Source organism: Pseudomonas sp. CM27, assembly GCF_013179515.1.
In the GTDB taxonomy this organism is placed as follows: Bacteria; Pseudomonadota; Gammaproteobacteria; order Pseudomonadales; family Pseudomonadaceae; genus Aquipseudomonas.
The window spans coordinates 1-11,302 of the sequence record NZ_JABMCN010000198.1 but is presented as its reverse complement, the minus strand read 5'-3'; the positions used below and the strand labels follow the sequence as shown (position 1 = coordinate 11,302).

General features: G+C 64.6%; 14 protein-coding genes. 9 read left to right on the top strand and 5 right to left on the bottom strand.

Features of this window, described 5'->3' with window-relative positions:
- Together HP547_RS21485 and HP547_RS21480 are read right to left on the bottom strand one after the other, a co-directional pair.
- Positions 1 to 1,450: DNA polymerase II (locus HP547_RS21485; protein WP_172287382.1), on the bottom strand; the 1,450-nt coding region annotated here is incomplete at its 3' end.
- 84 nt (positions 1,451 to 1,534) lie between these two features.
- Positions 1,535 to 2,731: an MFS transporter gene (locus tag HP547_RS21480; RefSeq protein WP_172218752.1), complete on the bottom strand. Its 1,197-nt coding sequence runs from the start codon at positions 2,729 to 2,731 to the stop codon at positions 1,535 to 1,537.
- 116 nt (positions 2,732 to 2,847) lie between these two features.
- Here HP547_RS21480 and HP547_RS21475 point away from each other — a divergent pair, with 116 nt between their 5' ends.
- Positions 2,848 to 3,744, top strand: coding sequence for a LysR family transcriptional regulator (locus tag HP547_RS21475; RefSeq protein ID WP_172287381.1), 897 nt, complete (start codon positions 2,848 to 2,850; stop codon positions 3,742 to 3,744).
- On the opposite strand, the gene HP547_RS21470 is transcribed toward HP547_RS21475, so the two are convergent.
- The gene (locus HP547_RS21470; protein WP_172218748.1) at positions 3,725 to 4,645 is read right to left on the bottom strand and encodes a LysR substrate-binding domain-containing protein; all 921 of its coding nucleotides are present in this window, start codon (positions 4,643 to 4,645) and stop codon (positions 3,725 to 3,727) included. The genes HP547_RS21475 and HP547_RS21470 overlap by 20 nt on opposite strands.
- 161 nt (positions 4,646 to 4,806) lie before the next feature.
- On the opposite strand from HP547_RS21470, the gene HP547_RS21465 reads away from it, so the two are divergent.
- The 8 genes from HP547_RS21465 to HP547_RS21430 all read left to right on the top strand — a co-directional run bounded on the left by HP547_RS21465 (position 4,807) and on the right by HP547_RS21430 (position 10,412).
- A complete protein-coding gene (locus HP547_RS21465) occupies positions 4,807 to 5,595 on the top strand; it encodes a YqcI/YcgG family protein (protein ID WP_172218746.1) in 789 nt (262 codons plus the stop codon).
- Positions 5,596 to 5,597: 2 nt separating this feature from the next.
- Positions 5,598 to 6,224: a LysE family translocator gene (locus HP547_RS21460; protein WP_172218745.1), complete on the top strand. Its 627-nt coding sequence runs from the start codon at positions 5,598 to 5,600 to the stop codon at positions 6,222 to 6,224.
- A 39-nt stretch (positions 6,225 to 6,263) separates the two neighbouring features.
- The gene (locus tag HP547_RS21455) at positions 6,264 to 7,346 is read left to right on the top strand and encodes a hypothetical protein (protein ID WP_172218744.1); all 1,083 of its coding nucleotides are present in this window, start codon (positions 6,264 to 6,266) and stop codon (positions 7,344 to 7,346) included.
- 138 nt (positions 7,347 to 7,484) lie between these two features.
- Positions 7,485 to 8,180, top strand: coding sequence for a sel1 repeat family protein (locus tag HP547_RS21450; RefSeq protein ID WP_172218743.1), 696 nt, complete (start codon positions 7,485 to 7,487; stop codon positions 8,178 to 8,180).
- 96 nt (positions 8,181 to 8,276) lie between these two features.
- On the top strand, positions 8,277 to 8,969 hold the full coding sequence (locus HP547_RS21445; protein WP_172218742.1) for an AzlC family ABC transporter permease: 693 nt from the start codon (positions 8,277 to 8,279) through the stop codon (positions 8,967 to 8,969).
- Complete coding sequence (locus tag HP547_RS21440; protein WP_172218741.1) at positions 8,966 to 9,280, top strand: AzlD domain-containing protein; 315 nt, start codon at positions 8,966 to 8,968, stop codon at positions 9,278 to 9,280. The genes HP547_RS21445 and HP547_RS21440 overlap by 4 nt, the downstream gene beginning before the upstream one ends.
- Positions 9,277 to 10,110, top strand: coding sequence for an AraC family transcriptional regulator (locus HP547_RS21435; protein ID WP_172218740.1), 834 nt, complete (start codon positions 9,277 to 9,279; stop codon positions 10,108 to 10,110). Before HP547_RS21440 ends, HP547_RS21435 begins: the two co-directional genes overlap by 4 nt.
- Positions 10,111 to 10,184: 74 nt before the next feature.
- Positions 10,185 to 10,412, top strand: a complete 228-nt coding sequence (locus HP547_RS21430) for a hypothetical protein (RefSeq protein WP_172218739.1) — start codon at positions 10,185 to 10,187, stop codon at positions 10,410 to 10,412.
- Between the two features lie 49 nt (positions 10,413 to 10,461).
- Here the strand turns inward: HP547_RS21430 and HP547_RS21425 are convergent, their stop codons facing one another.
- Positions 10,462 to 10,944 (bottom strand): copper chaperone PCu(A)C, encoded by a 483-nt coding sequence (locus HP547_RS21425; protein ID WP_172218738.1) that lies wholly within the window; start codon positions 10,942 to 10,944, stop codon positions 10,462 to 10,464.
- The coding region (locus HP547_RS21420; RefSeq protein WP_172287380.1) for an SCO family protein at positions 10,945 to 11,302 on the bottom strand (358 nt) is incomplete at its 5' end.

The window sequence follows — 11,302 nt, the reverse complement described above, 5'->3', positions numbered from 1 at the left end:
CGCGCTTGGCCGCTTCCCGGCCCTGCCACACCCGCTCGACGATGGCCGGCAGGCAATGCCGGGTACGCGAGAAGCGGCCACCGCGGAAGCCTTCCACCGAGTGCACGTCGTCCGGCTGGCGCAGCCCCTCGACCAGGCCAACCGGGTCAATCAGAAAGGTACGAATGATCGACGGGTACAGGCTCTTGTAGTCCAGCACCAGCACCGAGTCGTAGAGGCCCGGGCGCGAATCCATGACAAACCCGCCAGGGCTGGCTTCGTCCGGGCGGCTGCCAAGGTTGGGGGCGACAAAGCCCAGGCGGTGCATTTGCGGAATGTACAAATGGCAGAACGCCGCCACCGAACCGCCGCTTCGGTCCACCGCAAGGCCGGTCACCGAGGACCGCTCCAGGAGGAATTCGAGCAGGCGGGTGTGGGCGAAAATACGCGTGACCAGTTCGCAGTCCTTGAGGTTGTAGCGTGCCAGCGCCGGTTTTTCTTCGGCGAAGCGGCGGTTGATTTCGTCCATACGCTGGTAGGGCGTGTCAATGGCCTTGCCTTCGCCGAGCAGGGTCTGGGCGACATTTTCCAGGCTGAACGAAGGGAAACTCCAGGTCGCCGAGCGCAGCGCCTCGATACCGTCGATCAGCAGTCGCCCCGGTGCATCGGCAAACACATGGCCGCCACCGGCCTGGCTGCGCAAGGTCATGGGCGCGCCATTGCGGCCCAGTGCCAATGGCACCTGTAGTTGCCCGGCATGCTCATGCAGCAGACGCAGGTCGAACTGGATCAGGTTCCAGCCGATGATCGCATCGGGATCGTGTTCGGCCATCCACTGGTTGAGGCAGTTCAGTAGCGCGGCACGATCGGTGCAATAGTGCAGGTCGAAGTCGATGTCAGCAGGATCGCCGTTGGCCGGGCCAAGCATGTATACCTGGCGCTGGCCGCAGCCTTCCAGGGCAATGCTGTACAACTCGCCGCGCTCGCTGGTTTCGATGTCCAGCGACACCAGGCGCAGCGGCGGGCGATACCCCTTCAACGGCTTGAGCTGCGCATTGCAGAGCACGCCGTGGGGATCCGGTTGGCCGGTGAACTGTACCGGGGCAGTGATGAACCGCTCCATCAGGTAGCGCTCGGGCGGCCGGATATCGGCTTCGAACACCTCGATGCCGGCAGTACGCAGGCGTTGCTCCAGCTGCATCAGCTGGCGGTGCTGGCGGCAGTACAGGCCCAGCACCGGCCGGTGGTCGAAATCCTGGAGCTGCAGGGGGCGCAGCTCGACGCCAGGCTCGTTGCCGAGCAATACCCTGGCATGCGCCTCCTGCGCCTGAGGGATGAACGCCACCGACACCTGCGGTGCCAGGCGCAGCTGGCGCGGGCCTTGGTCGGTGGCTAGCCACAGCTCCACGCAGGTGCCGTCGGGCGTGTCGTGCCAATGCCGGGTCAGGACAAAGCCCTGTTGCAACTCCACCGCGCCAACCTCTTACCTGTCTGTTGAATGGGTGATTCTACCGCTGTCGGGTCTGGCGTGAGGCTTTTAGTGGCGCTGAAAACCTCAAGCCTGGCGCTCCCCCTTCACAAAACCGCCGCGTCGCCCGGCCCAGGCCAACAACCAGGCCACCACAATCAATGCCAGAACCACCGCGCCAAACGACCCGACACCTGCCCCCGTCAGCAGCACCCCGCCGATGATCCCGCCCAAGGCAATGGCGCTGTTCCACACCGTCACCAGCATCGACTGCGCCACATCACCGCCCTCGCCCGCCGCGTCGGCGCAGGCGGTTTGCAGCAGGGTCGGCGCGCCACCGTAGGTGACGCCCCACAACGCAACGCTCAGGTACACCAGCCATGACGACGCCTGCCCCAAGGCCAGGGTAGCCAGCGCGAAACCCGCCAGGCTCAGCAGCACCAGTGTGCGCAGATGCCGGTCGACCAGTAGCCCCACCAGGCCGATCCCGGCCAGTGCCGCCACGCCGAACACCATCAGTACCGGACCGATGTCGGCCGCCATGCCGGCCGCCGCCAGCAGCGGCACGATGTAGGTGTAGAGAATATTGTGGCCCAGCACCCACGTCAGGATCACCAGCAGCACAATGCCTACCCCCGGCGTGCGCAGCACCTGCATGGCCGACGGGCGCTTGCCAGCGGCATGCCCGGGGTAGTCTGGTACCGACAGCAACACCCAGATCACCAGCAACAGCGCCGCCAGGGTGATCACCACGAAGGTGGCGCGCCAACCCAGCCATGCCCCCAGCCATGTGGCGATCGGCAACCCGAGCGACAAGGCAATCGGTGCGCCGAGCATGGCCACCGCCATGGCTTTACCCTGCTGCGCCACCGGCACCATGCGCCGCGCGTGGCCTGCAATCAGCCCCCAGGCCAGCCCCGCTGCAGCGCCGGTGAAAAAACGCAGGAGCAGCGTCAGGGTATTGGAGGTCGACAAGGCGGTCAGCCCGTTGAACAGGACGAAACCGACGATTGCCAGCAGCAGCGCCCGGCGGCGATACCACCCTTGGGTCAGGGTCACCAGCGGAATGGCCGTCAACAGCGAGCCAAGCGCGTACGCCGTCACCCACTGCCCGGCCATGGCCTGGCTGATGTGCATGCCATCGGCGATCTGGTCGAGCAAGCCCGCAGGCAAGGTTTCGCTGAGGATGGCGATGAAGCCGGTCAGCGCCAGCGCCAGCAAGCCGCTTAGCGGCAAGCGCTCGGTGCTGGCTGCAGGTAGCGCAGCGGATGAGGTCTGGGTCATTGCGGAGGCCTTGAAATGAAGAGAGGCGCACAGTCTGCCGGGGGGCGGCATTAGGGAAAAAGATGGGTACAATGCCGCTCAGCCAGGACATTCATGTCCGTAATCAGGAAAATGCAATGGACAGCCTCAGCGGCTTCGTGGTGTTCAACCGGGTGGCCGAGACCCGCAGTTTCGTCGCCGCCGGGCAGTCGCTGGGTGTCAGCGCGTCAGCCGTGGGCAAGCGCGTGGCGCGGCTTGAAAGCCGCCTGGGGGTGCGCTTGTTCCACCGCAGCACTCGCAGCATCACCTTGACGGCCGAGGGCATGCTGTTTCTGGAACGCAGTCGGCGCATCCTGGCCGAGATCGAGGCCACCGAGCAGGAGCTGTCGCAAGCCAGCGAAACTCCGCGTGGCCGCCTGCGGGTGAGCATGCCGCAGGTTACCGGGCTGGTGATGCCGGCGCTGGCCGAGTTCATGGCGCTGTATCCGCAGGTGGAACTGGACCTGGACTTTTCGGACCGCATGGTGGATATCGTCGGCGAAGGCTTCGACGTGGTTATGCGCGGCGGGCAGCCGCTGGACTCGCGGCTCAACGCCAAGTTCCTGGGGCACTTCCAGCACCGCCTGGTAGCCTCGCCCGACTACTTGCGCGAACGCGGCACACCCTTGCACCCGCGTGACCTGGCGGCGCATACCTGCCTGCACTACCGCTTCCCCAGCACTGGCAAGCTGGAAACCTGGCCGCTGCGCCAGGAGCACCCCGAACATGCCTACGACATCCCCATCTCGATGGTCTGCAACCACGTCGAAACGCGCGCCTGCTTTGCCGTCAACCACCGTGGCATCACCTGCCTGCCCGATTTCAACGTGCGCCGCGAACTTGGCAACGGCACGCTGGTCAGCGTGCTCGATGACTTCATGGAGCGGCGCGGCAGCTTCTACCTGCTGTGGCCATCCGGGCGACAGGTGCCGCCGAAGTTGCGGGTGTTCATCGACTTCATGCTCGAACGCGTGTTCAACCGTAAAGGTAGTTGATGTCCTTGTGCGCCAGCGGCGCGACCTGGCCAAGCAGGAAGTCGCGTAGCTTGTGCATCTGCCGCGCCTTGGGGCTGGCCTTGAGCCAGGTCATGTAGTAACCGTCGCCGGTGGCCACTGCGTGCTTGAACGGGGTCACCAGCCTTCCTGCCGCCAGGTCGGCACTGGCCAGCACCAGGTCGACCACCGAAATGCCCAGGCCTTGCTGGGCAGCCGAAATGCCTTGGTCGAGGGTATCGAACACTTGCCCCTGGTCGATGCTGACGTGCAGCGCGTCCATGCGCGTCAGCCAACGCCGCCAGTCGCGCCGGTCCGGGGACGGGTGAAGGAACTCGCACTGGCTCAGGTCGGACAGCGCCGGTTGCGCCTGCGGCAGGTAATCGGGGTGGCACACCGGAATCAACCATTCATCGAACAGCTTGCAGCTGTCGATATCGGCGGGGAAACGCCCGTTGGCCAGGAGAATGGCGCAGTCGTAGGGCTCGGAGTAAAAGTCCACGCTGTCGATGTCCATCCACACGCTCGAAAGCTGCACGCTGCAGTTGTCCTCGATCTTCTTGAACCCGTCCAGCGCGCGTAGCAGCCAGCGCACGGTGAGCGTTGACGGCGCCTTGAGGCGCAAGCCATAGCGGTCCTGGCGCAGCAACGCACAGGCATTCTCGATGATCTTGAAGCCTACCTTCAGCTCCTGCGAGAGCAGCCGGCCGTGCTCGGTCAGGCTCAGTTTGGGGCCGCGACGTTCGAACAGGTCGCAGCCGAACATGGCTTCGAGGGTTTTGATGTGATGGCTCACTGCACCCTGGGTCAAGGCCAGTTCTTCCGCAGCCCGGGTAAAGGAGCCGTAACGAGAGGCCACCTCGAAGGCACGCAGGGCGTGCAAGGCCTGAATCCGTTCTGACATGGCGGAGCCTTAAGCATGAGCAAGACTAATAGTAGGTCATAGTTCCACGCGTTTTACAACGTCAGGTTCGTCTCGGAAAATGCAGGTAAATAACAAACATAACCAAGATCCTGCCTGCATATGACTGGAACGTTCAATTTAATTAACGCCTGGGGAAATCCATGTTTACGGGATATGGAAATTGCTATCGCCTGGATGCGCTAGAGCTGGCCGCTGAACATGGTTGCAACATGCAACACTGGACGTACAAGACCATAGAACATTTTCGCAGTATTCTCGCCAACCCTGAATTCCCTTGCCTGTTCGGCCGCAAGGCGGTGAACGGTGAAACCTGCCACATCCTGTTCGCCCGCGCCGAGCAACTGGCCGATGATATTGCACAGGGCCTGGCCGACTATGTCAGCACCGTCGCCCCGATCAAACCCAAGCAGCGTATCGGCAGCCCACTGGTGGTGTTTCTCGAAACCGCCGCCAGCTGCACCCTGGCCGAACAGCAGGCGCTGGCCTGGAAGGTGCTGCGCGGCGTGCATGCCCGCGACCCGCACCCATGGCCGCAGGGCATCCCTACCGACCCCGACGACAACGGCTGGTCGTTCTGCTACGCCGGCATGCCGCTGTTCATCAACATGAATTTCCCCGGCCACCAGCAGATGAAAAGCCGCAACCTGGGGCAGCACATCACCTTCGTCATCAACCCGCGGGAAAACTTCGACGAAGTGGCCAATGCCAACACTGAAAGTGGCAAACGCATCCGTGAACGCATCCGCGACCGCGTGCGCCACTACAACAACGGCGTCATGCCTGAAACCCTGGGCTTTTTCGGCGATACCGACAACTACGAGTGGAAGCAGTACCAACTGCAGGAGGCAGGGTCGCTCAACCCGTCCCGCTGCCCGTTCCACGCCCATGCCGCACACCAGGCGACCCCCGACATACTGATCGAGAACTGACCGTGAATACCGCACTTACCGCCACCTATGCCCTCACCGTCCTGCTGCTTATCGCCACCCCCGGCCCGGTGGTGGCGCTGATCGTCAACACTGCGGCTGCCTCTGGCTCGCGCAAGGCCATGTTCACCGCCGTCGGCACCAACTGGGCGTCACTGGTGCTGATCGGTGCTGCCGCGTGGATCATCCTTACCAGCGCCGCCATCGACAAGGCCTGGCTCAGCACCATGAGCCTGCTTGGCTGCCTGTTCATCGGCTACATCGCCATGGGCACGCTGAAGGATGCCTTGCAAGCGCCCGCGGGCGATGCGCCAGCCGAGTCCGCCAAGCCGGACCGTGGCGGCCTGCTGCAAGGTTTCATGGTGGGCATCTCCAACCCCAAGGACATCATTTTCTTCATCGCCTTCTTCCCGCAGTTCATCCAGATCACCGAATCGTTCGGCAAAAGCATGGTGGTGCTGTCACTGCTGTGGGTGGCCATCGATTTCGCCGTGCTCAGCCTGTACATATTCGCCATCGGCAAGCTTGCCTCGCAGCGCAGCAACCGCTTCATCAGCCTGGCCTCGGGGGTCGCCCTGCTGCTGATCGCCTCGGGCGGGCTGCTGTACAACCTCAAGGAACTGGCGGCCTGAACCTGCTGCGGAGCAGCCGATGCAACAGAAGGAAAGACCATGACCGCAACTGATATGAGCCCGGCTCCTTCGCCGTTGCAACAGGACTACCAGCGCTTTCTGCTGCTGGGCAGCCGCCGTGCCCCGCACACCGTGCATGTGCACGAAACCGGCTACCGCTCCGGCACCATCAACACCGATGCCTTGGGCCTGCGCTACAGCCATTGCGCCGGCAAGCGTTTTTCGGCGGCCGAGCGCGGCGGTGCATCGCGCATCAACCTGTTGGTCGGCGGCTCCACCGCCCTGGGCATCGGCGCCAGCTCCGACGAACACACGGTGGCCTCGCACCTGTCCATGCTCACCGGCGAGGTCTGGCTGAGCCTGGCCGGCTGCGGGCTCAATGCCAGCCAGGAACTGCTGATGTTCCTGACTCACCAGCACCGGTTTGGCCAGCTCGGCCATGTGGTCGTGCTGAGCGGCCTCAACAGCCTGGCCCACGAAGCCCTGTGCGAAGTCGTCGCCGGCCCCGGCGACGCGCAGCAGGCCAAGGCCTACCAGGACTTTCTCAACAGTTTCAGCGAAGGCATGCAACCTGCCGCGCCGCCGCGTCGCCAACCGCTGTGGCGGCGCATCGGCCAGGCACTGACAGCCCCTCCGGTCAAGGCGCCGCTGAACTGGGCGTTGTCCCCTCCGGAAAAGCGACTGGCCCGCGCGGCGGACAGCATCGGCCGTACCTTGCGCCAATGGGACAGGTTGCTGGCAGACAGCCACGCCACCCTCACTTTCATCCTCCAGCCGCTGCTGCCCTGGTGCCGGGATACCCTGCCCAGCGGCGAGCAGGCCATGCTGGCAGCGCTGGAACAACAACCGGCGAACTTCGACCGGCTGCTGGAAGGCGCATTCGACAGCCAGCTGCACTCGGCCTTCTTCCGCCGCATCAAGAGCCAGGCCGACCCGGTGCCCTGCTACGACATGAACGGCATGCTCAGCAGCTCGCCGGTATTCGGCGCCGACCTGTTCATCGACCGCCTGCACCTGAACGACCTGGGCAACAATGCCTTGGCCAAGGTGATCACTGCCAAGCTTGGCCTGGCCCAGGAAAAACACGCCCAGCGCAAGGTCACGCCGATCAAGCTCGTCTGAGAGTTGCCGGATGCTCTTCCGACAACCCCCCTTGGGTGGCTAGAATACGGCGTCGTTCCGATCTGCCCGAGGCGCACGCTTGACCGCCATGAACATCGAAGCCGTCCACCCGCCTATGCTCGCCCATAGGGTGCGCCCGTGAGCCGCACGCGTAGCCTGCTCCCGTTGTTGGTCGCGCTGATGCCGCTGGCCGGGCACGCGCTGGAGGTGAACATCGACCCACATGCCGACCTGCTGTACCGTCAGGCCTTGCCGCTGCTGGAGCAGGCCGACAACCAGGAAGACGGCGCCAGCACGCTGCGCACCTCCATAGGCGGCGACCCCGAACTCAGCCGCCAGGGCCAGGCCTTGGCGCACACCTTGCCGACAGCGGTCGCCTTACTGAAAAAGTCGGTGGACCTGGGCCATCCGGTCGCGCAGTACCGCCTGGCGCTGTACTACATGACTTACCTGCCCGCCGGGCAAATCGCCGATGCTGCCTGCCCATTACTCGAAGCCAGCCTCAAGCAGGGCTTTGCCGCACCGGCGCCCGCCATCGCCACGTGGTGCGCGCCCTACAACGCCAGCAGCGAGTACCGCGCAGCACTCGAAGCTATCCCCAACATGGCCACCGTGTACGCTGCCTACTACCCGCAACCGGCGCCGCGTCTTGTCTGCAACCGTAGCCGTCCGCAAGGTCTGGAAATGTTGTGGGGGCGCCAGCGTGACTATCAGGCCGAATTGTACCGCCTGCTCGGTGACCTCGACCCGCAGCACCGCCAGAGCCTGCTGCAGAAGGCGGTGGACACCAACGGCTGCGTGACGGCGCAGCGGCAGCTCACCAGCCGCCCCTGAACGGCTACCTCACACGCCTGCAGCAGCAAGATCGTTCAAGCCATGCCCTGCCCCGTCTGGCATGCTGCTCTACCACGTCCACGCATTGCAGCCATCATGCCCCACATCGCCCGCCAAGCCTTTCTCCACGGCGCCATCGCCATCCTGCCACTGTCCCTCGCCGTCGCCCCCTGGGGCTTGCTGGCCGGGTCCATGGCCATCGAGGCCAACCTCAGCGCCTGGCAGGGCCAAGGGCTGTCGGCCATCGTCTTCGCCGGGGCCGCGCAGCTGGTGGCCATCGGCATGCTCAAGGGCGGCGCCAACCTGGCGTCGATCCTGCTGACCACCCTGCTGCTGACCTCGCAGCACCTGCTGTACGGTCTTTCGATGCGTCCGCTGCTGTCCGGCCAGCCGCTGCGCTGGCGCCTGGGCCTGGGCTTTCTGCTGACCGACGAGTTCTTTGCCCTGACCAGCCATTACGACCAGCAGCAGTTCAACCGCTGGTACGCCCTGGGCGTGGGCCTGACCTTCTACGTGGCCTGGAACCTGTTCACCCTGGCAGGCATCTTGCTGGGCCAGAACATCCCGCACCTGGACCAGTACGGCCTGGACTTCTCCATCGTTGCCACCTTCGTCGCCCTGATTGCACCGTTGGTGCGCAACCTGGCCACGCTGGTGTGTGTGGCGGTATCGCTGTTCTGCTCGGTGCTGTTCAGTTACTGGCACTGGGAAACCGCCCTGGTGGCCGCAGGCCTGCTGGGCATGAGCGCCGGTTTCGTCTGCCAGAAATTTGCCGGAGCACGCGCATGACCTGGATCCTGATTTTTGCCATGGGCGCCATCGTGTTCCTCAACCGCTATGCGTTCCTGGAGCCGCGCCTGCCCCTGCGCCTTAGCTCCAATGCCCGGCAGTTCCTGGGTTTTGCAGTGCCGGGCATGCTCACCGCCATCTGCGGCCCGATCATCTTCATGCCCGACCACCAGCTTGACCTGAGCCTGCTCAACCCCTACCTGCTGGGCTCACTGGTAGCGATTGCGCTGGTACTGTTGACCCGCAGCGTGTTGCTGAGCATGCTGGCGAGCATGCTGATCTTCTTCTTCCTGCGCAGCTGGCTGGCATGAGCACGCGCCTGCGCGAACAGACACACCTGTGGCAGGCGCCGGCACTAGGCCACGTCGAGATGCTGCACGCGCGCTACTTCCAGCAGCGCTTCGCCCCCCATGTGCACGAAGGCTATGTGTTCACCGTGATCGAATCGGGCGCCCAGCGCTTCTGGCACCGTGGCAGCGAGCACCTGGCACCGGTCGGCAGCATGGTGCTGATCAACCCTGACGAGCTGCACACCGGCGCGACCGCCCACGAAGCAGGCTGGCGTTATCGCGGTTTCTACCCCGAGCAGCAGCGCGTCACCGGCGTGCTCGACGAGCTGGAACTGGGCGGCCACGGCATGCCAGGGTTCAAGGACAGCGTGATTCACGACCCCGCCCTGGCCCTCGCCTTCAGCCAACTGCACCAGTTGTCCGAAGGCGGCGCCAGCGCCTTGCAGCAACAGACCGCCTGGCGCCAGGCGGTGCTTGCCCTGGTGCAACGGCACGGGCAGTGCGCCGAACCTGCGGCCCCCGGCCACGAGCCACTGGCCGTGGCCCGCGCCCGGGAATTACTGGAAACCCAGCTGGCCGACCCGCCTTCGCTGGAGGCCCTGGCAGCGGCGGTCAATCTGTCGCCGTTCCACTTCGCCCGGGTGTTCCGCCAGGCCACGGGGCTGCCGCCGCATGCCTGGCTGAAGCAGCGGCGCCTGGCGCGCGCCCGGGAAATGCTCAAGCGTGGGCTGGCCGCCGCGCAGGTGGCGTTCGACCTGGGTTTTGCCGACCAAAGCCATTTTAGCCGGCAGTTCAAACAGGCATACGGGGTGACGCCCGGGGCCTACCGCAGTGCCTGCCTGCCCGGATGAAGGGTGCGGCACCCGGCCTCAGGCAAGCTGCTCAGGCGCTGCTACACTGACAGGGCTGAATGGAGGATCCTGCCATGTCCGAAAGAGAGTTCACCACCCTGCTGTCGCTGATGAACCAGCGCCAAGCCTGCCTGAGCAGCGCCTGCAAGGAGATTGCCGACTGGATCGACCGGCAGGGCGATGTGCCCGCCGCCGGCAAGATCCGCGCGAGCCTCAGGGCGCTGGAGGCCGACGAGGCCCAGGTTCGCAAAACGCTGACCTCGCTGACACTCGACAGGCCGCTGCCGCGCTTTCGCAGCTGAGCGCCGCAGCTGAAAAGAAAAGGGCCGCTAAATGCGGCCCTTTGGTCTGTCAGTGTTGCATGTGCATGTGGTCATGCCCACCGCCAGCGTCGGCGTTGAGCGGACGCACGTCGGCTTGTACGTCGAGGGTTTCCTTGGCCCCAGTGGCATCTTCGATGGTCAGGGTCAGCGGCACTTTGTCGCCTTCTTTCACCTGGCCGTTCAAGCCCATCAGCATCACATGCAGGCCATTCGGGTCCAGGGTCACCGGTTTGCCGGCCGGCAGTTCCACGGCCTTTACCTCACGCATGCCCATCACGTCACCGTTCATGGTCATCTCGTGCACCTGCACGGTCTTGGCCACGGGCGAAGCCACACTCACAAGCTTGCTGTCGCTGCTGGCGGTCAGGGTCATGAAGGCACCGGTGGACTGCTGGTGCGGCACGCTGGCACGCGCCCAGGCATCGCTCACAGTGGTCTGAGCCAGGGCCGGCAGGGCCAGGCCCATGAGTACCAGGGCAGCCAGGCCGCGTTTTATCGGTTGCATCGACATTCAGCAGATCTCCATCAAGGTGACCAGGTCTTCGGCGCATTCCTTGGCGTTCAGGGAATGGCCCAGGCTCAGGCGCAGGGTGCCACGCGTATCGTAGACGTAGCTGGTGGACGAATGAGAGATGGTGTACGTATCGCCGGCCGGGACCTTTTCGTAGAACACCTTGAACTCCTTGGCCACCGCAGCGATTTCCTCGGGGGTGCCAGTGAGCGCGGTGAACGACGGGTCGAAGGCCTTGACGTAGGCGTCGAGCACTTCGGGGGTGTCGCGCTCCGGGTCCAGGGTAATGAACACCACCTGGAACAGGTCGCGGTCACGGCCGCGCAGCAACTTGCGGATTTGCGCCGCACGCGCCAGC